This is a genomic window from Rhodococcus sp. NPDC076796, assembly GCF_040702765.1.
In the GTDB taxonomy this organism is placed as follows: domain Bacteria; phylum Actinomycetota; class Actinomycetes; order Mycobacteriales; family Mycobacteriaceae; genus Rhodococcoides.
In genome coordinates this window covers 257,257-279,446 of the sequence record NZ_JBFBMS010000006.1, presented here as the reverse complement: position 1 = coordinate 279,446, position 22,190 = coordinate 257,257, and the positions used below count along the sequence as shown (strand labels likewise).

General features: G+C 66.2%; 20 protein-coding genes and 1 tRNA gene. 11 read left to right on the top strand and 10 right to left on the bottom strand.

What is annotated here, in order from left to right; all coding sequences use genetic code 11:
• The first annotated feature begins 1 nt into the window (after position 1).
• Positions 2 to 946 (top strand): tetratricopeptide repeat protein, encoded by a 945-nt coding sequence (locus tag AB0366_RS19950; RefSeq protein ID WP_366245449.1) that lies wholly within the window; start codon positions 2 to 4, stop codon positions 944 to 946.
• 9 nt (positions 947 to 955) lie between these two features.
• On the opposite strand, the gene AB0366_RS19945 is transcribed toward AB0366_RS19950, so the two are convergent.
• Genes AB0366_RS19945 through AB0366_RS19935 form a run of 3 tightly spaced genes read right to left on the bottom strand, consistent with a single transcriptional unit; the run spans position 956 to position 6,624 of the window.
• Positions 956 to 2,404, bottom strand: coding sequence for a metallopeptidase (locus AB0366_RS19945; protein WP_366245448.1), 1,449 nt, complete (start codon positions 2,402 to 2,404; stop codon positions 956 to 958).
• Entirely contained in the window at positions 2,405 to 4,606 is a 2,202-nt protein-coding gene (gene glgB / locus AB0366_RS19940) for a 1,4-alpha-glucan branching protein GlgB (protein WP_366245446.1), read from the bottom strand.
• Positions 4,607 to 4,617: 11 nt separating this feature from the next.
• Positions 4,618 to 6,624 carry an alpha-1,4-glucan--maltose-1-phosphate maltosyltransferase gene (locus AB0366_RS19935; protein ID WP_121869352.1) on the bottom strand — a complete coding sequence of 669 codons (2,007 nt, stop codon included), beginning with the start codon at positions 6,622 to 6,624 and terminating at the stop codon, positions 4,618 to 4,620.
• A 205-nt stretch (positions 6,625 to 6,829) separates the two neighbouring features.
• Between AB0366_RS19935 and glgP the strand changes: the two genes are divergently transcribed.
• Complete coding sequence (glgP, locus tag AB0366_RS19930) at positions 6,830 to 9,358, top strand: alpha-glucan family phosphorylase (protein WP_366245444.1); 2,529 nt, start codon at positions 6,830 to 6,832, stop codon at positions 9,356 to 9,358.
• A gap of 6 nt (positions 9,359 to 9,364) precedes the next feature.
• Here glgP and AB0366_RS19925 read toward each other — a convergent pair whose 3' ends face one another.
• Both AB0366_RS19925 and AB0366_RS19920 read right to left on the bottom strand, forming a co-directional pair.
• The gene (locus AB0366_RS19925) at positions 9,365 to 11,413 is read right to left on the bottom strand and encodes an ATP-dependent DNA helicase (protein WP_366245442.1); all 2,049 of its coding nucleotides are present in this window, start codon (positions 11,411 to 11,413) and stop codon (positions 9,365 to 9,367) included.
• 50 nt (positions 11,414 to 11,463) lie between these two features.
• The gene (locus AB0366_RS19920; protein WP_366245441.1) at positions 11,464 to 12,813 is read right to left on the bottom strand and encodes a nicotinate phosphoribosyltransferase; all 1,350 of its coding nucleotides are present in this window, start codon (positions 12,811 to 12,813) and stop codon (positions 11,464 to 11,466) included.
• Positions 12,814 to 12,871: 58 nt separating this feature from the next.
• On the opposite strand from AB0366_RS19920, the gene clpS reads away from it, so the two are divergent.
• The 8 genes from clpS (at position 12,872) to AB0366_RS19880 (ending at position 18,717) form a co-directional block, all read left to right on the top strand.
• Positions 12,872 to 13,231, top strand: a complete 360-nt coding sequence (gene clpS / locus AB0366_RS19915) for an ATP-dependent Clp protease adapter ClpS (protein ID WP_179276142.1) — start codon at positions 12,872 to 12,874, stop codon at positions 13,229 to 13,231.
• Positions 13,232 to 13,265: 34 nt separating this feature from the next.
• Positions 13,266 to 13,835: a DUF2017 domain-containing protein gene (locus tag AB0366_RS19910; protein ID WP_121869356.1), complete on the top strand. Its 570-nt coding sequence runs from the start codon at positions 13,266 to 13,268 to the stop codon at positions 13,833 to 13,835.
• 9 nt (positions 13,836 to 13,844) lie between these two features.
• Positions 13,845 to 14,930 carry a P1 family peptidase gene (locus AB0366_RS19905; protein WP_366245439.1) on the top strand — a complete coding sequence of 362 codons (1,086 nt, stop codon included), beginning with the start codon at positions 13,845 to 13,847 and terminating at the stop codon, positions 14,928 to 14,930.
• A gap of 59 nt (positions 14,931 to 14,989) precedes the next feature.
• The gene (locus tag AB0366_RS19900) at positions 14,990 to 15,619 is read left to right on the top strand and encodes a rhomboid family intramembrane serine protease (protein WP_366245438.1); all 630 of its coding nucleotides are present in this window, start codon (positions 14,990 to 14,992) and stop codon (positions 15,617 to 15,619) included.
• Positions 15,620 to 15,731: 112 nt separating this feature from the next.
• Positions 15,732 to 16,490, top strand: coding sequence for a cyclic nucleotide-degrading phosphodiesterase (locus tag AB0366_RS19895; protein WP_366245436.1), 759 nt, complete (start codon positions 15,732 to 15,734; stop codon positions 16,488 to 16,490).
• A gap of 21 nt (positions 16,491 to 16,511) precedes the next feature.
• Complete coding sequence (gene rph, locus AB0366_RS19890; RefSeq protein ID WP_121869359.1) at positions 16,512 to 17,297, top strand: ribonuclease PH; 786 nt, start codon at positions 16,512 to 16,514, stop codon at positions 17,295 to 17,297.
• Entirely contained in the window at positions 17,290 to 17,904 is a 615-nt protein-coding gene (rdgB, locus tag AB0366_RS19885) for an RdgB/HAM1 family non-canonical purine NTP pyrophosphatase (RefSeq protein WP_366245434.1), read from the top strand. Before rph ends, rdgB begins: the two co-directional genes overlap by 8 nt.
• Positions 17,905 to 17,910: 6 nt before the next feature.
• A complete protein-coding gene (locus AB0366_RS19880; RefSeq protein WP_366245433.1) occupies positions 17,911 to 18,717 on the top strand; it encodes an alpha/beta fold hydrolase in 807 nt (268 codons plus the stop codon).
• Between the two features lie 2 nt (positions 18,718 to 18,719).
• Here the strand turns inward: AB0366_RS19880 and AB0366_RS19875 are convergent, their stop codons facing one another.
• From AB0366_RS19875 to AB0366_RS19860, 4 genes are all read right to left on the bottom strand, one after another.
• On the bottom strand, positions 18,720 to 19,073 hold the full coding sequence (locus AB0366_RS19875) for a DUF3817 domain-containing protein (protein ID WP_121869362.1): 354 nt from the start codon (positions 19,071 to 19,073) through the stop codon (positions 18,720 to 18,722).
• Positions 19,070 to 19,471, bottom strand: coding sequence for a transcriptional regulator (locus AB0366_RS19870; protein ID WP_121869363.1), 402 nt, complete (start codon positions 19,469 to 19,471; stop codon positions 19,070 to 19,072). The genes AB0366_RS19875 and AB0366_RS19870 overlap by 4 nt, the downstream gene beginning before the upstream one ends.
• Positions 19,472 to 19,560: 89 nt before the next feature.
• Entirely contained in the window at positions 19,561 to 20,220 is a 660-nt protein-coding gene (locus tag AB0366_RS19865) for a maleylpyruvate isomerase family mycothiol-dependent enzyme (protein WP_366245431.1), read from the bottom strand.
• 65 nt (positions 20,221 to 20,285) lie between these two features.
• A tRNA-Leu gene (locus tag AB0366_RS19860) sits at positions 20,286 to 20,367 on the bottom strand.
• Between the two features lie 103 nt (positions 20,368 to 20,470).
• On the opposite strand from AB0366_RS19860, the gene AB0366_RS19855 reads away from it, so the two are divergent.
• A complete protein-coding gene (locus AB0366_RS19855; RefSeq protein ID WP_366245430.1) occupies positions 20,471 to 21,277 on the top strand; it encodes a TetR/AcrR family transcriptional regulator in 807 nt (268 codons plus the stop codon).
• Here AB0366_RS19855 and AB0366_RS19850 read toward each other — a convergent pair.
• A complete protein-coding gene (locus tag AB0366_RS19850; protein WP_366245429.1) occupies positions 21,229 to 21,975 on the bottom strand; it encodes a hypothetical protein in 747 nt (248 codons plus the stop codon). The two genes, AB0366_RS19855 and AB0366_RS19850, sit on opposite strands and share 49 nt — an antisense overlap.
• Between the last annotated feature and the right edge of the window lie 215 nt (positions 21,976 to 22,190).

Below are 22,190 nucleotides of genomic sequence, written 5' to 3'. Positions count from 1 at the left end.
CGTGACTCGACCCGGTTCCCGTCCTCCCGCCCGCCCGTCAGCCGTCGTTCCCGCATCCATTGCCGGTGCCGTCGACCTGTCCGTTCTCAAGGACCGTCCGGCACCTGCACCCGCGGCCGAATCCGCGGGCGACGCGGGAGGACTGGCACCGATCGTGGACGTGACTGCGGCTACGTTCGAGGCCGAGGTTCTGCAGCGGTCAACGCAGGTGCCGGTGATCGTCGACCTGGGTTCGGCTCGTTCGCCGCAATCCCAGGCGCTGACGCGTCAGCTCGGACAGTTGGCCGTGGAGGCCGCGGGTACGTGGGTGCTCGCGCGGGTCGACGTGGACTCCAATCCGCAGATCGCGCAGGCGTTCGGTGTGAAAGCCATTCCGACGGTGGTTGCCGTTGCAGCCGGTCAGCCGCTGGCCGACTTCGAGGGCACCCAGTCTGACGAGCAGCTGCGTCAGTGGCTGCAGGCAGTGGAGCAGGCGACGGCCGGAAAGCTCAGTGGCCCACCCGGAGTCGCGGCTGCCGAGCCGGAACCCGAGATCGAGGATCCGCGGATCGTCGCCGCCGAAGAGGCCATCGACGAGGGCGATTTCGACAAGGCGGAAGCTGCCTACCAGGCGATCATCGACGCCGAACCGAAGAACACCGAGGCCGTCGCCGCACTGCGTCAGGTCAAGTTCCTCGCGCGTGTGCAGAACCTGGCACCGGACGCGATTGCACTCGCCGACGCCGACGCATCGAATGTGCAGGCCCGAATCGAGGCCGCGGACGCCGAGATGGCCGGTCAGCAACCGGAGCAGGCCTTCGCTCGTCTGATCGAAGGAATCAAGATCAGTGCCGGCGACGACCGGACCGCGTTGCGCACTCGACTTCTCGAGTTGTTCGAGTTGTTCGACGCAGCCGATCCGCTGGTGGTCTCCGCCCGACGCAAGCTCGCGTCGGCCCTGTACTGACAGCGGCACTCAGCTGTAGCGCGCGTCGCACCGTTCCTTGCCGCCGAGAACTCCCGAACGGAACGCGTCGACTCGCGAGAAGCCGGACGGCAGCGTCGTACCGTTCACGTCACTGGCGGCCAGGCCGTCGCTGAGCAGGCCGGACACGGCTTCGTCGAGATCGCCGGGGGAGAGCCAGACTTCGAGGTCCGTCGTTCCGCTCTCGACGCTCATCGCCGAGGTGATGACGCCCGACAGGCACGCCGAGCGCAGGGCGGCCTGCGGGTCGTCGAGCGTCTGGCCTGCTTCCTTCTGCACCGCGAGCGTGTAGCGCGAGGCGAACAGCACGTAGGCGCTGTAGTCGCCGGAAACGTTGAGCGGCAGGATGTCTCCGCGTCGGGGTGTCTCGGGCTGTCCGACTTCGGCCAGGTCCTCGACGTCGACACCGATGGTGTTGCTCGACGGACAGTAGGACACCGGCGCGGTGGCTTCGGCGTCCGAGCACCCGGTGTCCGAACCGGAGTAGTCGATTTCTGGTGGATCGGCCACGGGCAGCACAGATTCGAAGGATCGAGTGAAGGCGCCGAGGGTGTCCTCGGTGACCGGTAGCTCACCGGAGTCGTCGGGGTCGCTGAACTTCTGCGGCAACGATGCTCGACGCGAATCGATCTCGGCCTCATCGATACCGGTGCAGACTGCCGCGCCCTCGGTGAAGCCGAGCTGCACCGCGGTGACCCGCTCGAAGGCAGAGCCGTGTACCGATTCCGGATCGTTGGGGTCGACGTCGCGCACGGCGACAGTCGCGGCGAGGACGCCGTTGAGGCCGTCCGAGGTGTTGATGGTGAAGTGCGGCGCATCGTCTTCGGCGACGTGCCGGATGAACGCACCGGCGAAGCAGTCGGCCTGTTGCTCGGCAACGATGGTCGGGGTGTCGTCGCCGACGAGACCCGATTGATGCTGGATGGCGTGACCGTATTCGTGGGCGATCACCATCACCACCGACATCGGACCGAACGCGTCGACGAGAGCCGGGAGCAGGATGGTTCGATCCCACCCGATCGAGTCGTCGCGAGTGCAGTAGGCGGCGTTGGGAATACCGCCGGTGCGGTCTCCGCAGAATCTGATGCCCGATCCCTCGTCCTCGGACGCGTCCCACGAGACGACCTTCGAGACCGGGGTGAACGAGCCCTTGAACAAGCTGGGGTACTGCTCGGCCCAGAACTGCTGGATGTCGTCGACCGCGTTCGTGGCGAGGATGTCCGAGTCGGTGCCCTCGGCGTTCTCCACGGTGATCGTCGAATCGGGGACATCGGGACGGGGTCCGCTTGGCCCACTCGTGACCGGGAGCCCGGCGACGGTGAACGGGTTCTCGTAGATCGATACGGCGTTTCCGCTGACGGTCTGTGCGCACGAGGTCAGCAGGAGCAGCCCTGCAGTGGCGGCCGCGGCCAGTAGTCGGGGTGTGCGGCCGCCACTCATCTATCGCTCCAGTTTTATCCAGATCGCCCCGTTGGCGGGTAGGGCGACCTGGCCTGACGCCGGTCGTCCGTGCCACGAGTGCGATGTTGCCGTCACTTCACCCAGGTTGCCCACGCCGGAGCCGCCGTACTCCGTTGCATCGGTGTTGAGGATCTCGATCCAGCGGCCGGGTTCCGGTAGTCCCACACGATAGCTGCCGTGCTCGTTTCCGGAGAAGTTGAAAATACACGCGACGACCGAACCGTCGGATCCGTACCGCAGAAAGCTCAGCACGTTGTTCTCGGTGTCGTTGGCGTCGATCCACGAGTATCCACTCGGCGACGTGTCGAGCGTCCACAGTGCCGGATGGGACTTGTATGTCGAGTTCAGATCGGACACAAGGGTTTTCACGCCGTTGTGCAGCGGTTCCTCGTCGATCTGGTACCAGTCGAGGCCGCGCTCCTCGGACCACTCACGAGTCTGTCCGAACTCCTGTCCCATGAACAGCAGCTGCTTGCCGGGGTGCGCCCACATGTAGGCGAGCATGCCGCGCAGGCCGGCCGCCTTGGCGTAATCGTCGCCGGGCATCCGGGTCCACAGCGTGCCCTTGCCGTGTACCACCTCGTCGTGGCTGATGGGGAGCAGGTAGTTCTCACTCCACGCATAGACCAGAGAGAAGGTGATCTCGTGGTGGTGGTAACTGCGATGGATGGGATCACGCCCGAGGAAGCCCAGGGTGTCGTGCATCCAGCCCATGTTCCACTTCATGTTGAACCCGAGTCCGCCGACGTTCGTCGGGCGGGTGACGCCGGGCCATGCGGTCGACTCCTCGGCCACGGTGACGACGCCGCGGTGCTTCTTGTGCACCGTCGCGTTCATCTCCTGCAGGAAGGTGACGGCCTCGAGGTTCTCGCGGCCACCGTAGATGTTCGGCGACCAGCCACCCTCGGGGCGGGAGTAGTCCAGGTACAGCATCGACGCCACGGCGTCGACGCGCAGTCCGTCGATGTGGAACTCGTCGATCCAGTACAGCGCGTTCGCGACCAGGAAGTTGCGTACCTCGCGTCGACCGAAGTCGAACACCAAAGTGCCCCAGTCGAGTTGCTCGCCGCGTTGGGGGTCACCGTGCTCGTAGAGCGGGCCGCCGTCGAACTGGGCCAGGGCCCATTCGTCCTTGGGAAAGTGGGCGGGAACCCAGTCGACGATGACGCCGATTCCGGCGCTGTGGAGGTGGTCGACGAAGTAGCGGAAATCGTCGGGACTGCCGAAGCGCGAGGTCGGTGCGTAGTACGAGGTCACCTGGTAGCCCCAGGACCCGCCGAACGGGTGCTCGGCGACCGGGAGCAGCTCCACGTGGGTGAAGCCGGTTTCGGTGATGTACTCGGCCAACTGCTCGGCGAGCTCGCGGTACCCCAGGCCCGGCCGCCAGGATGCCAGGTGGATCTCGTAGACACTCATCGGTGCCTGCGTCGGCTCGATGCCGGCCCTGGTGTCGAGCCAGGACTCGTCGTTCCAGGTGTACGAGGACTCGGTGACGACCGAGGCCGTCGACGGGGGGATCTCGGTGGCGAAGGCCATCGGGTCGGCCTTGTCCTTGACCGAGCCGTCGGCACCGTGGACGCGGAACTTGTACAGCGCGCCCGGTGCGATGTCGGGAGCGAAGATTTCCCACACTCCGGTCGAGCCCAAAACGCGCATCGGCCACGTTCGACCGGTCCAGCCGTCGAAATCGCCGACCAGCGTGACGCCCTGGGCTGCGGGGGCCCAGACCGCGAACGAGGTGCCGGTGACGGGACCGTCCGGAGTCGCGTACGACTGTTGGTGCGCGCCGAGAATGTCCCACAGACGCTCGTGCCTGCCCTCGCCGAACAGGTGCAGATCGAGTTCGCCGAGAGTGGGCAGGAACCGGTATCCGTCGGCCGATTCGGAGACGTGTCCACCGGGCCACGTCACCACGAGGCGGTAGTCGATCAGGTCCTCGAACGGAAGTAGGGCCGAGAAGACTCCGTGCGCGACGTGGGTCAGCTCGTGGTCGACGCCACCGACGCGGGCGACGACCTTCTCGGCGTCGGGCTTGAGGGCACGGATCGCCGTTCCGCCAGGCACCGGGTGGGCACCGAGGACGGAATGCGGGTTGTAGTGCCGCCCTGCAGCGAGGAGTTCGAGATCGTTGTCGGACGGGGCTGCGACGGTGTCTTCGGGCGTCGTCGGATTCTCGGTCACGTTGAATCCACTCACTTTCGGTTGCCGCGGTAGGCCAGTTCGATTCGTGCCGGGTACGGGATGTGGGGGAGCGTGAAGATGTGCGCCACCGACGTCCAGGGCTCGAGCCGGACGAAATTGGTGTGACCCCAGTCGTAGTGGACGCCGCTCACTTCGTCCTTGATCGTGAGGGTGTCCTGCCAGTCGTGGCCGAGGGCAGGCATGTCCAGGTGGATCGTGCCTTCTTCGGCTCCGAAGGGATTGAGGTTGATCACCACCAGGATCGAGTCACCGGTCTGCGGGTCGAACTTGGAGTACCCGATCAGCGCCTCGTTGTCGATGGTGTGGAAGTGGATGTTGCGGAGCTGCTGCAGCGCCGGATGCGCACGTCGAATGGCGTTCAGCGTGGTGATCCAGGGTTCGAGCGACTCGCCGCGGGCCAGCGCACCCTCGAAGTCGCGCGGACGCAACTGGTACTTCTCCGAGTCCAGGTACTCCTCGCTGCCCTCTCGCACGGCCTGGTGTTCGAACAGCTCGTAGCCGGAGTAGACGCCCCAGGTGGGGGACATCGTCGCCGCGAGAGCTGCTCGGAGAGCGAACATTCCGGGCCCGCCGTGTTGCAGGCTCTCGTGCAGGATGTCCGGGGTGTTGACGAACAGGTTCGGACGCGCGTCGTCTGAGCGTCGAGCATGCTCCTCGGCGAACTCGGTCAGCTCCCACTTGGCGGTACGCCAGGTGAAGTAGGTGTACGACTGCGTGAAGCCGCGCTGCGCCAACCCGTACATGCGCACCGGTCGAGTGAACGCTTCGGCGAGGAACAGTACGTCCGGGTCGGTCTTCTTGACCTCGGCGATGAGCCATTCCCAGAAGTCCGGCGGCTTGGTGTGTGGATTGTCGACTCGGAAGACCTTGACGCCCAGCGAGATCCAGTACCGGACCACGCGGAGCACCTCTTCGTAGATGCCGCGCCGGTCGTTGTCGAAATTGACCGGGTAGATGTCCTGGTACTTCTTCGGAGGGTTCTCGGCGTAGGCGATGGTGCCGTCCGGCAACACGGTGAACCACTCGGAATGTGTTGCAGCCCAAGGGTGGTCGGGAGCGGCCTGGAGAGCGAGATCGAGCGCCACTTCCAGGTTGTGTTCCTGCGCGGCGGCGACGAACGCACGAAAGTCGTCCTCGGTGCCCAGTTCGGGATGGATGGCATCGTGCCCGCCGTCCGCTGAGCCGATGGCCCAGGGCGATCCGACGTCCTCGGGACCGGGGGTCAAGGTGTTGTTCGGGCCCTTGCGGTTGATGGTGCCGATGGGGTGGATCGGCGGCAGGTAGACGATGTCGAATCCCATCCGCTCGATGCGGGGCAACTGCTCGATCGACGTTGCGAACGTGCCGTGCCGCGGCGAACCGTCTTCGTTCCACCCACCGGTCGACCGAGGGAAGAACTCGTACCAGGCACCGTTGAGTGCGACGTTGCGATCGACCCAGATGTTGACGGCGCGAGATCGAGTCACCAGTTCGCGCAGCGGATGAGCGAACAGTAATTCGGCGACTGTCGACGCGAACGCCGAGGAGACCCGGGCAGGCAGCGGGCGGTCGGTGTCGCGAAGCGCGGCGGCGACATCGGCCAGCATCTGCCTGCTCTCGGCGGGAACGCCGGTGGCAGCCCGCAGGAACAACCGCGCCCCGATCTCGAGATCGTTCGCCAGTTCGTGAGCACTCTGGCCCACTCCGAGCTTGGCTTCGACGGCGTGGCGCCAGGTGCTGATCGGATCGCTCCACGCTTCGATGCGGCAGATCCAGTAACCCGGCCGAGAGGGGACGAACACCGCGTCGAACGTGTCGGGTTCGCGGCCCGGTGTCATCGGGATGCGTTCGAGTTTGCCTCCCGGTCCGCGCACCGACAGTGTGGCGGCCACCGCGTCGTGACCCTCGCGCCAGACGTCGGCGGAGACTGGAAACGTCTCGCCCACCACCGCTTTCGCGGGGTACTTCCCGGTCGTCGTATCTGGAAGGACATTGTCGATACCAAGTCGACCTGTCACTTCACACTCCATTCTTCGCTAGAGGTATGGCTGCGCGGGCGCAACCTCTGATCGAACCGATATTGGTGTGCTTCTACTTGTCAACCGTAGTGCAGCAATGCAGATGGCGCGTGCGCCGACGCATACTGCTCGCGATGAGCTGCGCAGCTCGGATTTCGTGTAAGCAGCCCTTCGACACAGGTGTCCGTGGGTAGGGTTCGACCCTGTGAAAGCTTTGCGCCGATTCACCGTCCGAGCCCACCTTCCCGCCCGCCTGAATGCCCTCGCCGAGCTCTCGACAAACCTCAGGTGGTCGTGGCACTCGTCGACGCAGGATCTGTTCGAGCACATCGATCCACTGTTGTGGACCGAACTCGAGCGCGATCCGGTGGCCGTACTGGGAGCCGTCGCACCTGCGCGTCTCGAGGAACTCGCGGTCGATGAGCGCTTCCTGGCCGAGCTGGACGCCGCCGAGGCGGATCTGCACGACTACCTCGCCCGTCCGCTCTGGTATCAGAACGAGCTGGCCGAGGGACGTGCTCTGCCGTCGGGCATCGGTTATTTCTCGATGGAGTTCGGTGTCACCGAGGTGCTGCCGAACTACTCCGGCGGGCTGGGAATCCTGGCCGGCGACCACCTCAAGGCTGCCTCCGACCTGGGACTGCCGTTGATCGGTGTCGGGTTGCTCTACCGCTCGGGCTACTTCCGCCAGTCGCTGACTGCCGACGGCTGGCAGGCCGAACGCTATCCGTCCCTCGACCCGCACGGGCTGCCGCTGCGGTTGCTCACCGATGACGGCGACTCTCCGGTGCTGATCCATGTGTCGATGCCCGGATCTCGGGTTCTGCGGGCGCGGGTGTGGATCGCCCAGGTGGGACGCGTCCCGCTGCTGCTGCTCGATTCCGACATCGCCGACAACGACCCGGAGCTGCGCGGGGTCACCGACCGGCTGTACGGCGGCGACCAGGATCACCGCATCAAGCAGGAGATACTCGCCGGTATCGGTGGAGTTCGAGCGATCCGGGCCTACACCCGTGCATACGGGCTGCCCGATCCCGAGGTGTTCCACATGAACGAGGGCCACGCAGGCTTCCTCGGCGTCGAACGCATACGCGAACTCGTCACCTCGGGAACCCTGGACTTCGACGCGGCGCTGGCGGCGGTGCGAGCCGGCACGGTCTTCACCACCCACACCCCCGTCCCCGCCGGAATCGACCGGTTTCCGGCCGATCTGGTGCGGCACTACTTCGCAAGTGCGGACGGCGGCGCGGACTCGGCACTGCTGCCGGGGGTGCCGATGGATCGAATCCTCGCCCTCGGCGGCGAGAGCGACGCCTCGGTGTTCAACATGGCGCACATGGGACTGCGCCTGGGACAACGTGCCAACGGGGTGTCGAAGCTGCACGGCATCGTCAGCCGCGAGATGTTCAACGACCTGTGGCAGGGCTTCGATGCATCCGAGGTGCCGATCGGATCGGTCACCAACGGCGTTCACGCTCCGACGTGGTCTGCCCGGGAATGGGCGGAGGGGGAGTCGGGGCCGATGTCCTCGGACCAGGTGTGGTCAACGCGCAACGCCCTGCGAGCGCAATTGGTGGACGAGGTGCGGCGTCGGGTGCGGCGCTCGGCGCTCGAACGCGGCTCGACCGAGGCCGAGATCAGCTGGACAGCAAACGTTTTCGATCCCAACGTACTCACCGTCGGATTCGCTCGACGCGTACCGACGTACAAGCGACTGACCCTGATGCTCCGCGAACCCGAGCGACTGCGAGCCATGTTGCTGGACCCGGTTCGTCCGGTCCAATTGGTGGTCGCGGGCAAGTCGCACCCCGCCGACGACGGCGGAAAGGCGCTCATTCAGCAGATCGTCAGGTTCGCCGATCAGGCCGACGTACGGCACCGCATCGTGTTCCTGCCCGACTACGACATGTCCATGGCGCGATTCCTGTACTGGGGATGCGATGTGTGGCTGAACAATCCGCTGCGACCGCTGGAAGCGTGCGGCACCTCGGGCATGAAGTCGGCGCTCAACGGCGGCCTGAACCTGTCGATCCGCGACGGGTGGTGGGACGAGATGTACGACGGGGAGAACGGCTGGGCCATCCCCACCGCGGACGGGGTCACCGACGACAACCGCCGCGACGATCTCGAAGCCGCTGCGCTCTACGAACTGCTCGAGCAGGCGGTACTACCGAAGTTCTACGACCGCGGGGACGATGGTGTGCCGAGCCGCTGGATCGAAATGGTGCGGCACACCCTCGAGCACTTGGGCCCGAAAGTGCTGGCATCGAGAATGGTTCAGGACTACACGTTGGGCTACTACGCGCCCGCTGCCGAATCCGGTCGCGCGGCCTCGGCCGATGGTCACCGCGGTGCCACGGACGTCGCGTCGTACCGCCGCCGCGTCGAACAGGCTTGGGGCGCAGTGAAAGTCACCCGCGTCGACAGTGACGGTCTGCCCGACACTCCGGTGATCGGTGCCGAGCTCTCGCTGCGCGCCAACGTCGATCTCGGTGGACTGGACGCCTCGGACGTCGTGGTGCAGGCGGTCGTGGGACGCGTCGACGCGGAGGAGAACCTCACCGACATTCGCACGACGGCCATGACACACGTGGGAACCGACGGCGGCGAGCACGTGTACGCAGGCGAGACGCGGCTACCGCACAGCGGCACGGTGGGATACACGGTGCGAGTGCTACCGCATCACCACGGTCTCGCCTCGGATGCCGAGCTCGGGTTGGTGGCGACGCCGTAGGGGCAGCTACTTCCCGGCCAGGCGGGTGAGGGCCTTGCGGACCACCTCCGGATCCGAGGTCTCCCAGAACGGCGGCAGCGAAGCCCGCAGGTAGCCGCCGTAGCGGGCAGTGGCGAGCCGCGAATCGAGAACGGCGACAACACCTTTGTCGTCGACGCTACGGAGCAGTCGGCCGACGCCCTGCGCCAGCAGCAGGGCCGCGTGGTTGGCGGCGACCGCGAGAAAGCCGTTGCCGCCCCGCGATTCGACGGCCTGCTGCCTGGCCACCAGCAGCGGATCGTCGGGCCGCGGGAACGGAATGCGGTCCAGAATCACCAGGCTCAGGGACGGGCCGGGGACGTCGACGCCCTGCCACAGAGACAGCGTCCCGAACAGGGAGGTGGCCTCGTCGTCGGCGAACTTCTGCACCAGTGCGCCGGTGGAGTCGTCGCCCTGGCACAGGATCGGAGTGTCGAGGCGCTCCCGCATCTCCTCGGCGGCGGCCCTGGCGGCGCGCATGGACGAGAAGAGTCCGAGCGTGCGGCCGCCGGCGGCGCTGACCAGCGACTCGATCTCGTCGAGATAGGACTTCGAGAGGCCGTCGCGTCCGGGCGGCGACAGATGCTTGGCGATGTACATGATGCCGGCCCGAGCGTGGTCGAACGGCGAGCCGACGTCGAGCGAATTCCATCTGATCGACCCGGCGTCGGACGGCGGTTCCACACCCGACGCCATCGCGGTGTCACTGCGCGACGGCTTCTCCGCAGGCAGGCCCCAGTTGATGGCCAACCCGTCGAACGATCCGCCGACGGTCAAGGTCGCCGAGGTGAGCACCACGGTGGATTCGGCGAACAGGCGAGCTCTGAGCAGTCCGCCCACCGACAGTGGTGCGATGCGGACGGTGCGTTTGACATTGCCGCGAAAATCGTCGACGGCATGCCAGACGACGTCCTTGCGTTTGGCCGGATCGGGTTCGTCGAATGCCGTGAGGACACGAACCGCGCTGTCGTGGACCTCGTCGACCGCGACGAGTGCGGCGCTGCGAGCCGCGGCGGCCTCGGGGTCGCTGGCGGCCATGCCCTGCTTGTTGGGTCCGATAGCTGTGCGGACCGCCCAGGCGGCATCGCGAATGGAGGCGAGCGCGGGGCCGACGCCGTCGGGAAGGGACTGCCAGCGGCTCGGCGGTAGCTCGTCCAGGATCGCGGCCCAGTTCTCGGCGGCCCCCTCGAGCTGATCGACCGTGTCCTCTTCGATGAGCTTGGCGCTACGACGCGCCGCGGCGGTGACGGTCGCGGCCGAAAGCTCCTCGGTCGCCACACCGGTCACTCGATCGACCAGTTCGTGGGCCTCGTCGACGACCACGACGTCGTGCTCGGGCAGTATCTGAATTCCGGTGATCGCGTCGATCGCGAGCAGGGCGTGATTGGTCACCACGACGTCGACCTGGGCGGCCTCGGTGCGGGCGCGTTCGGCGAAGCAGTCCTCGCCGACGGGGCAGCGGGACTTGCCCAGGCATTCGCGGGCGGTGACGCTGACCTGACGCCAGGCCTGATCGCTGACCCCGGGCACGACGTCGTCGCGGTCGCCGGTTTCGGTCTCGGACGACCACTTGGTCAGCCGTACCACCTCGCGTCCCATCCGTGAGACGGCGAACGGGTCGAACAGTTCCGCATCCGGTGCCTCTTGCGCAGCACCGGTGTGGATCTTGTTCATGCACAGATAGTTATTGCGGCCCTTGAGGATTGCGAACTTCGGCCGACGGCCGACGGCCTCGGTCAAGGCGTCGGACAGGCGCGGGAGATCGCGGTCGACCAGCTGCCGCTGCAGCGCGATGGTGGCCGTGGAGACGATGACGGTCTTGCCCGATTCCACCGCGTGCCGAATGCTGGGAACGAGGTAGGCCAGGGACTTTCCGGTTCCGGTGCCTGCCTGCACCGCGAGATGCTCCCCGGTATCGATCGAGTGCGCCACCGCCGAGGCCATCGTCAGCTGATTGCTGCGTTCCTTGCCGCCGAGCGAGTGCACCGCGACCTGCAGGAGAGCGGGAACGGTTGGCAATTCGGTCTTCGACGGCACCGAAGCAGACTACTGCCGATCGGCCACCCGGTTCGGTACCGACACCGTTGTCACCTCTCGACGAAGCGGGTGGGTATCGCCGGTTCGCCCTGGGACAGCTTCAAGCCCTCCCACGGGAGGCTGACCAGGCGTCGGGCCAGCAGGTCACGGCCGTCGGCGAGTGTCGGTAGGTCGGCGACTCGTTCTCCGCCGCGGACCAACGGCGTGGTCAACGTCTCCACCGTCAGATCGCTCTCGACGGTCGGGGGAGCGTCGAACGGGTGCACGATCTCCTCGACCGCGGTGCCGGTGCGGCGCGCGGTACGCAGCGCCGCCTTGGTGCCACCGCGCGATTCTTTGTGACTGCTGCGCTTGGCGACGGGAATGCCGTCGACCGTGACCAGCTTGTAGACCATGCCCGCCGTCGGTGCACCGGAACCGGTGACCAGTGAGGTGCCGACGCCGTAGGAGTCGACCGGCTCGGCGCGCAATGCGGCGATGGCATATTCGTCGAGGTCACCCGAGACGACGATCCTGGTCTTCGGCGCGCCCAGGGCATCCAATTGGTCGCGCACCTGCCGTGCGAGCACACCGAGGTCGCCCGAGTCGATGCGCACACCGCCGAGTTCGGGCCCGGCGACCTCGATGGCGTTGGCGACACCCTGGGTGATGTCGTAGGTGTCGACGAGCAGGGTGGTGCCCACTCCGAGAGCGCGAACCTGAGCCGCGAATGCGGACCGTTCGTCCGGGCCGTCGGCGGTGGTGTGCAGCAACGTGAAGGCGTGCGCCGACGTGCCCGCGCCGGGGACGCCGTGGCGTCGGACGGCTTCGAGGTTGGATGTTGCGGTGAACCCGGCGAGGTACGCCGCGCGGGAGGCGGCAACGGCGGCCTCCTCGTGGGTGCGACGCGAACCCATCTCGATGATCGGCCGAGATTTGGCGGACGTGACCATCCGCGCTGCCGCGGACGCGATCGCACTGTCGTGATTGAGGATGGAAAGCACGAGCGTTTCGAGGACGACGCACTCGGCGAACGTGCCGCGGACCGTCATGACCGGGGAGCCGGGGAAGTACAGCTCACCCTCGCGGTAACCGTCGATGTCGCCGGTGAAGCGGTAGCCGCGCAACCACTCGACGGTGGCGTCGTCGAGGAATTCGGAGACGATCCGCAGCTCGTCCGGCCCGAACCGGAAGCGCGCGATCGCGTCGAGAATGCGTCCGGTGCCCGCGAGGACTCCGTATCGCCGACCGCCGGGCAACCTGCGCGCGAACACCTCGAAGCTGCAGATTCGATCGGCGTAGCCGCTGGCCAGAGCCGCCGACAGCATCGTGTACTCGTATTGATCGGTCAGCAGTGCAGTGCTCACGCCGTCGCTGGAACTCGCGTGATCGGTGGTCGCGTCGTTGCTCACCTCGCCCACACTACGAGCGAAGGGGCGAGCGTGGGATGCTGGCCCGATACGCCGTACCCTGTTGGGCATGCCTTGGTTGACGGTGGATGGATCGCTTCTGCCCGTGGACGGCTTCTCGGCAGGGGACGTCGTCGCCGCGTCACCGCAAGCGGTCCCGGCGCAGACCGAGGCCGTTGCGGCCGACGAATCGCACGACACCCCTTGGGTCACCATCGTGTGGGACGACCCGGTCAACCTGATGCACTACGTCACCTACGTCTTCCAGAAGCTCTTCGGCTACAGCAAGGCCAAGGCGACCGAGCTGATGATGCAGGTGCACTCCGAAGGCAAGGCCGTGGTGTCGAGCGGTGAGCGCGACGCGATGGAGAACGATGTTCGACGGCTGCATGCAGCGGGCCTGTGGGCCACCATGCAGCAGGACAAGTAGTCCACCCCTTTCCCGAGACAGGACATCAGCAACAGTGCGCACGTGGACGAGACGGAATTCGCTGTCCGGGGTCAAGATCAAGTCCGAGATCGATGCTCGTGAGGCCGCCGTGCTCCGATCGCTGGTCGGCTCGGTTCTCGGATTGCTGCGCGATCGTTCCGCCGCTGCCCCCACCGACGAACTCGCGGCGCTGACCGGTCTTCGTACCGGGCACAACAGCCCGCCCGAGGATGCCGCACTGGCGCGGCTGCTGCCGGACTTCCACCGCGCCGACCCCGGCCGCGACGAGGAGGACCCGGCAGATCTCAACGGTGCACTGCGCGGACTGCACGAGCCCGAGATCATCGACGAGAAGATGGCCGCCGGATCGATGATCCTGGCCACTCTTCCCGAGTCCGGTGGCAAGATCGTGCTCACCCAGGAGCAGGCGGATGCATGGTTGACTGGCCTCAACGACGTGAGGTTGGCGCTCGGCACCACGCTGGGGATCAGCGCGGATACACCCGATGTCCTGGACGAAGGCGATCCTCGGGCTCCACATCTCGACGTGTACCACTGGCTGACCTGGATGCAGGATTCACTCGTACAGGTCCTCATTCCCTAGGACGCACGCGTGACCGCTGCATTCCAGACTCCCGGACCGCGGGACTCCCTGACCGACGTGGCAGGTCTGCTGGTCGGTCATCATCACGAACGCGACGACGATGCCACGATGGGTTCCGGCTCGGCGACCGGCTGCACTGTGGTTCGCGCACTGGGAGGTGCGACGGCGGCCGTCGATGTTCGCGGCGGCGGGCCCGGGACTCGCGAGACCGATCTGCTCGATCCGAGCCATTCCGTCCAGCACGTCAACGCGATCGTGTTGACCGCGGGCAGTGCCTACGGGCTCGCCGCGGCCGACGGCGTCATGCGGTGGCTCGAAGAACATGGCCAGGGGATTCCGATGGGCAGTCCCGATCACGTCGTACCGATCGTGCCGGCCGCGGTCATCTTCGATCTTCCGGTCGGCGACTGGACTTCCCGCCCGACGGCAGAGTTCGGCTATCTCGCCGCGGCAGCAGCTGCGACCGAGTTCGCGACGGGGTCTGTCGGTGCGGGTGTCGGTGCCCGTGCCGGAGTTCTCAAGGGCGGTGTGGGTACCGCCAGCACGGTGATCGAGGGCGGCCCTGCGGACGGGGTCACCGTGGCGGCGCTGATGGTCGCCAATCCGGTGGGCGCGGTGTTCGACCCGCGCACCGGGCTGCTGTGGGGTGTCGGCACGCTCGGGCCTGCGGCGTTCGGCATGCGCAAGCCCGACGTGAACCAGCTGTGGGCCGCGCTCGCCCTCGAACCCAAGGGCACTGCGCTCAACACCACGATCGGGGTTGTCGCCACCGACGCCGCGCTGTCGTCGGCGTCGTGCAAGCGGATTGCCGTCGCCGGTCACGACGGTCTGGCGCGCGCTGTTCGACCGGCACACTCGCCGCTCGACGGCGACACGATCTTCGCCGTGTCCACCGGCACCAGACCCGTCACCGCAGAGTCCTCGGTGCCCGCCGCATTCTCGGCCGAACTCCCGGTACTGGCCGCGGTCACCGAGGCCGCGGCGATCGTCGTCGAGCGAGCCATCGTCGCGGCCTTGCTCGACGCCACCTCGGTGGCCGGCATCCCCACGTACCGCCAGATCTTCACGTCCGCGTTCGGTGGATCGGGAGCCTGAGAGCAGCTCGCGCGATACCTCTGCCCGGTACCGTGGAGGGACCGAATCCGGAGGCGATCATGAGCGAGATCAGTAACCGTCCCGCCGAGCGTGCGCGGCCGGTCTGGATGCAGGCCGCCATGCTGGTGGGAGCATTCACAGTGCTGCTGTGGGTCATCGAGTTCATCGATGTGGCCAGCGGGTCGAGGCTCGAACGCAATGGCATCGAGCCGCGCTCGGTCGAGGGGCTGTGGGGCATTCTGTTCGCGCCCGTGCTGCACGACGACTGGCAGCATCTGATCGCGAACACCGTGCCGATCGTCGTGCTCGGGTTCCTGGTGTTGCTCTCCGGGCTGGCGCGTGGTTTGGCTGCCACCGGGATCATCTGGGTGGTCGGTGGGTTCGGTACCTGGCTCACCGCCGGTTCGTACACGAACACGATCGGCGCTTCGATTCTGATCTTCGGCTTCATCGCATACCTGTTGGTGCGCGGCTTCTTCACCCGCAAACTCGGGCAACTCGCGATCGGCGTCGTGGTGTTCGTGCTGTACGGCAGCGCACTGTGGGGAGTGCTTCCGAGCGAACCGAACGTCTCGTGGCAGGGGCATCTGTTCGGCGCGGTGGGCGGAGTCGTCGCCGCTCGACTGTTGTCCGCCGACGCGCGAGCCGAGCGGGCACGGGCGAAATCGCTCGATCGGCCCACTCTGTAGCGCCGAGGTAACTGCAGACACACCTGTGCTCGGTGGTGAATTTCGCCGACTCGCGCTGTGAATACTGCCCGAACGTTTCGAGTGATGCGCTCGGCGTGGCAGCATGGCTTTCATGCGAATTACCGTCCTGGGATGTTCGGGCAGTGTGTCCGGACCCGATTCACCCGCGTCGGGCTACTTGTTGGAAGAAGTGGAGACCGCGCCGGTCGTCCTCGACTTCGGTCCCGGCATCCTCGGGGCGTTGCAGCGCTACGCCGATCCGGGAGATGTGAGCGTTCTGCTCTCGCATCTGCATGCCGATCACTGCCTCGACGTTCCGGGGCTGCTGGTGTGGCGTCGTTACCATCCCACTCCGCCGGAGGGGCGAGCGATCGTCTACGGACCCAAGGACACGGCGTTCCGCCTCGGCGTCGCCTCGGCCGAGTGCGGTGGGCAGATCGACGACATGTCCGACACGATCGACCTGCGTCGCTGGGTGGACGGGCGCACCGTCGAGTTCGGAAAGTTGTCGATTCTGGCACGGCAGGTGTTCCATCCGCCGGAGTCGTACGGCATGCGCGTCACCACAGCGGAAGGCCGCACGTTCGCGTACAGCGGAGACACGGGAATGTGCCAGGCGGTGCGAGACCTGGCGCACGGAGCCGACATGTTCCTGTGCGAGGCGTCATGGACCGACAGTCCCGAGCGGCCCGAGGGAGTGCACCTGTCCGGAACCGAGGCGGGCCGAATCGCGCGAGAGGCAGGGGTAGGGGAGCTGTTGCTGACCCATATTCCGCCGTGGACCTCGCGGGAGGATGTCATCGCCGAGGCGAAGGCAGAGTTCAGCGGACCGGTGCACGCGGTTCTGCCAGGGGACGTCTTCACCGTCTGACGACGCGCTAGGCTTCGAGTCGTGTCCAGACGAGAAGACGGCAGGGCGGACGACGAGCTCCGCACCATCAAGATCACCCGCGGATTCACCAGCCACCCGGCAGGGTCGGTGTTGGTCGAGTTCGGCAACACCAGGGTGATGTGTACGGCCAGCGTCGAGGAGGGCGTCCCGCGCTGGCGAAAGGGATCCGGTCTCGGTTGGCTCACCGCCGAGTACGCGATGCTCCCCGCGGCCACCCACACCCGCAACGGCCGCGAGTCCGTCAAGGGCAAGGTCGGTGGACGCACCCAGGAAATCTCTCGATTGGTCGGACGCTCACTGCGAGCATGCATCGACCTCGCTGCGATCGGCGAGAACACCATCGCCCTCGACTGCGATGTACTCCAGGCCGACGGTGGTACCCGTACCGCGGCGGTGACCGGCGCGTTCGTCGCTCTCAACGACGCGGTCACCTACCTGCGGGCAGCGGGACGACTGGCCGATCCGCAGCCCATCTCGTGCATGATCGCCGCAGTCAGCGTCGGCGTCGTCGACGGCCGTGTGCGCCTCGATCTGCCCTACGAAGAAGATTCTCGCGCCGAGGTCGACATGAACGTCGTCGCCACCGACACCGGCACGCTCGTGGAAATCCAGGGCACCGGGGAGGGCGCGACCTTCCCGCGAACCACACTCGACAAGTTGCTCGACTCCGCATTCGTCGGCATCGAGAAGTTGTTCGAGGTGCAGAAGGAAGCCCTGGCATTGCCGTACCCCGGCGAACTGCCCGAGCCTGCAGTCGCGGAATCGAAGAAGAAGTTCGGTGCCTGACTCGAAGCTTCTGGTCGCGAGCCGGAACGCGAAGAAGCTGCGCGAACTTCGGCGGGTGCTCGACGCCGCCGGAGTGGCCGGAATCGAACTGGTGGGCCTGGACGAGGTGCCGCCGTTCCCGGAGGCTCCCGAGACCGGAGCGACCTTCGAGGAAAATGCGCTCGCCAAGGCACGTGATGGCGCGGCGGCCACTGGATTACCTTGTGTGGCAGACGATTCGGGAATCGAAATCGATGCCCTGAACGCGATGCCCGGAGTGCTCTCGGCGCGCTGGTCCGGTACGCACGGGCAGGACGAGGCCAATACCGCACTGGTTCTGGCGCAGCTGAGTGACACCCCCGACGAGCGTCGCGGAGCTGCATTCGTCTCGGCGTGCGCCCTGGTGATTCCCGGAGGCACCGAAACGGTGGTCCGCGGTGAGTGGCGCGGTGTAGTGGGCCGAGAGCCGCAGGGGGAGAACGGCTTCGGCTACGACCCCATCTTCGTGCCCGAGGGCGACGGCCGCAGCGCTGCGCAGCTGAGCCCGGAGGAGAAGGATGCCGCCTCGCATCGCGGTCGCGCGCTTCGCTTGCTCGTTCCGGCCCTCGGTGAGTTGGCGGGACGGTAGCCCGTGGTGACGCGAACCGTGCTGACGCGGACTGCGGTGGTGTTCGCCGCCGCCGCACTGTGCCTATTGGGCACCCCGGCCGCCGCGGCACCGGCTGCAGGCTCCTTCGCCGAGGCCCTCGCTTACTCGATCGCGCACCCGGGAGTGACTCCGCCGGGCTCGAACGACTTCTCGTGTGTTCCCATTGCGCAGCATCCCGAACCGGTCGTGCTGGTGCACGGATTCCTGGAGAACTCCTACGCCAACTGGGCATCGCTGTCGCCGAAGCTGGCCGACGCCGGATACTGCGTATTTGCGATCGACTACGGCAACACCGGGCCGGTTCAGGCGTTCGGTGCGCTCGAACCCATTCCCGAGAGTGCTGCGGAATTGTCGACGTTCGTCGATTCCGTGCTCGAGGCGACGGGTGCGCAGAAGGTGTCGATCGTCGGCCACTCGAAGGGCGGCACCGTGCCGCGCTACTACGCCCGCTTCCTCGGTGGAGACCGTACTGTGGCGCAGATCGTGGCGTTGTCTCCGCCGAACTACCCGACGGCGGGTCCACCGGTGCAGGACGACGTACTCGAGCGACTGAACGAGGGCAGCGACACCGTCTCGGGGATCGACTACACCACGATCGTCACTCGATACGACCAGATCGTCGTTCCGTACACGGCCTCCCTGCTCAGCGGCGCGGGAAACACGAACGTGGTGTTGCAGGACGTGTGCCCGGCCAACACCGTCGAGCACACGGGAATCTCGTACGACCCGCTCGCTCAGCGGCTGGTGCAGAACGCATTGGATCCGGAGAACGCGCAGCCGATCGGCTGCTGACGTCAGACGGCGAAGTCGGCTTTGACCTGCTTGGTGCGCTTGTGCTCGATGTAGAACGACAGGAACGGTACGGTTCCGGCGAGCAGTGTGCCGATCGTGCGGGCAGCAGGCCAGCGCACCTTGATCGCGAGATCGACAGTCAGCACGAGGTAGACGATGTAGACCCAACCGTGCACGACGGGAATCCACGTCGGCAGATTCTCGATCTTCAGGATGTACTTCGCGACCATTTCCGCCACCAGAACCAACAGCCACACTCCGGTCACATAGGCCAGAACGCGATAGCGCAGCAACGCGGATGCGATCTGTTTGGTCCTGTTCGCAGACGCCTGCGTCTTGTCCGGTGCCGAACTCACGTGGTGCTCCTGTCGGTCCCGCGGGATTCGTTCAGCTCCGCGAGGTAGCTGTTGTATTCGAGTAGTTGCCTGGCCTCGGGATCGTCGAGGTCCGTAGCGTCGGACGCCGGGGCGTGTCGCTGGGGAAGCAGGTCGAGGGGCACCTCGGTGGGTCCGTCGGGACGAGCCGCAGCCGCTTCCTCGGGGTCCTCGTCCTCGAGGCGTACGAACTTGCGGTAGGCGTAGACCACGAACACCGCGAACAGAGGCCACTGGAACGCGTATCCGAGGTTCTGACCGTTGCCGCCGACTGCCTCGAAGCGTTCCCATTGCCACCAGCCGAGACCCAGGCACACCGCCGCGGACACGATGACCAGCGCGATCAGTGCTGGCCGACGGTTCGGGCGGGATGAAGTCACCCCTCGACGGTACCGGAGGTACTACTACTGGAGGTAGTCGCGTGCTGCGGCCCGGCGGTGATTCTCACCATGGACGGCTCGGATGCGACTCACGCACGACGACGGTCGGCGCGTGCCTGGGCGAGTTGCTCGGCACCGGGCCCGGTGACGTCCGCGAGAGCGCTGCTGCGTCCGGTCAGAACCAGTGCCAGGGTGCCTGCCGATCCTTCGATGACCGGGCCCTCGCCGCGGCTCCAGTCCAGATCGGTTGCGCGCCATTGCAGTCGGAGCTCGGGTCCTTTGAACGGTGCCGCGCCGCTCGCGGGCACCAGGAAGTCGAGCATCGTGATCATGCGGTGATCGGGAACGTGGTGCTCGATTCCCAGCGGCCTGCATACGTCCAGTCCGTGCACGATGACGTCGGACAAGGGGGCCAGCGGACCGTGGCCGGGCGGGGTGAACTTCTTGTCTGCGTGTGCGGTGAGCAAGGCGGGTAATTCGTCGCCGTGCTCGCGACGCACGCGGGTGGTCATCAATTGATTGGCGCGGTCGAAGTTGCCTCGGGTGCGCACCATGACGAGTCCGAACTGCCAGAGCGGGACGATCAGCGGGACCACCAGATGCGCGGCGACGTCGCGGACCGTCCAGGCCTCGCACAGCGAGGGAGTGTCCCATTGTTCGGGTGTGAGAGTCTCGAGAGTTCTTGCGAGAGAGCGTCGTTCGTCGGAAATCTCGGCGAAGATCGCGTCGTTGTCGGGGTTGCTGGACATTCGAGCCGCCTTCACACGTCGGAACCTGCAGAAGTCTCCAGAAAAGCCGGGCCGAACGACCGTCGTGCGCGAGGGGGGACTTGAACCCCCACGTCCTGAGACACTGGAACCTAAATCCAGCGCGTCTGCCAATTCCGCCACTCGCGCGTGCCGATGAAGTCTACAACCTGGATGGTTGTTGTCACCGGCACGGGGAGGCGGGCTGCAAACGTTGCAGGTGTACACCGTACGGTGCCGCTACACTCGGCGAGTGGCAGCGAAAAAGGACGTCCCCTTCGATCCGGCGCGCATCCTCGAGTTGCTGTGGCGAGTCGGTGCCAAGCCGAGTCGTACCGGACTGAGCGTGGACGCGATCGTCGACGCTGCGATCGAACTGGCCGATGCGAACGGTCTCGAGTTCGTGTCGATGCGGAACGTGGCCGAGCATCTCGGTGTCGGCGCGATGTCGCTCTACACGCACGTGCCGGGCCGGGAGGAACTGGCCGATCTGATGATCGATCGAGCACTTGCAGGCCTCTACTCACACGTCGACGAGCCGTCCTCCGTCGCCGGCGGATGGCGTCCCGCGATGGGCTTCGTTGCCGAACGCAATTGGGCTCTGTACCAACAGCATTCGTGGCTGCTCGAAGCGGAGGGTGCACGCCCCGTGCTCGGTCCGCACACCAACGACAAGTACGAGGCCGAGTTGCGTCCCCTTGTCGGCATCGGCCTGGGCGACGTCGAGATCGACTCCGTTCTCACGCTGGTTCTCACTCACGTCTCCGGTACCGCGCGAGCCCTCGCCGGCGTGACGCGTATCAAGGAGCAGTCGGGCATGTCCGACGCCCAGTGGTGGGCGGCTACCGCGCCGATCCTCGAACGGGTGATGGACCGCGAACGTTTTCCGGTGTCGTCTCGGGTCGGGACGGCCGCGGCGACGTCGTACGACGCCGCCAGCGACCCCGTGCACGCCTACCGGTTCGGGTTGGAGTGCATTCTCGACGGCGTGGAGGCACTGATCTCGCGAAGTCAGCCCGTCGGTCGAAGTGCCGCCTCGGATCGACCTGTTTCGGAGTGACGCTGCTTCGCCCTACGTGACTTGTGCTGATATCGCCACACAGCGTGCTCGAGCGAGGCGATATCTGCGCCGAGTGCATTCGCCGCGGCTTCCAGGATCACAGGGGCGCGGTCCTCGGCGATCCCGGCAGCGAGGTTGTGGTGGAGCGGTTCGAGCGCGTCGGCGACGAACGAGCGCAGGTGTTCGGCCGCTTTGTCGGTGCGTACGCCGAGGTGCATGAGCATGCATTCCCACGTGGTTTCACCGAGACCGGGAATCGCGCAGAATGCATCGAATTGTTGCTCGGTGTGCTGCTCGAAGTCGCTCGAACGGCTCAGCCCCACCGACACCAGGGTCTGTGCCGCCACGGCGGCGGCAGCAGCCTTGGTTCGACTGTTTCCCGGAACCAGCTGACGGTTGGACAGGATCTCCACCAGTAGATCCGGGGTGGTGGTCAGTTGGGCGAGGGTTGTCAAGTCGTCGAGTCGGTTATCGCCGCGATGCGATCTCCATCGCTGGACCACTGCGCGGACCCCGCTGGTCGGGCCGCCGTAGGGAGCGCGCGCCGAGAAGATCGCATCCAGCAACGCCACCTCGCTCTCGGCGCGCCATCCCGGTGTCCAATGTGGCGAACGGGATTGTGGCACATGCGATTCGATGTGCAGAAGCATCGCGTCGAGTTCTTCCTCGGTGCAGATGTCCGTTACCGATGAATACATGAATTCCCCCCGGATTTCGTCGACCGCACTTCCGATGAGCGGGTCGTCGGCACAAGGTAGAGGACCGCACCGACAAGGTCGTAGGCAGCTCATCTGTGCTCGAGATCACATCACGAAAAGATAACGAAAAATACGAGGCTTTCCTCATGTTCTGGCGTCTCGCTCGATGCTCTCGCCAGCGTGGATGCGGGTTACCGACGAGTTGGGTAAACAAA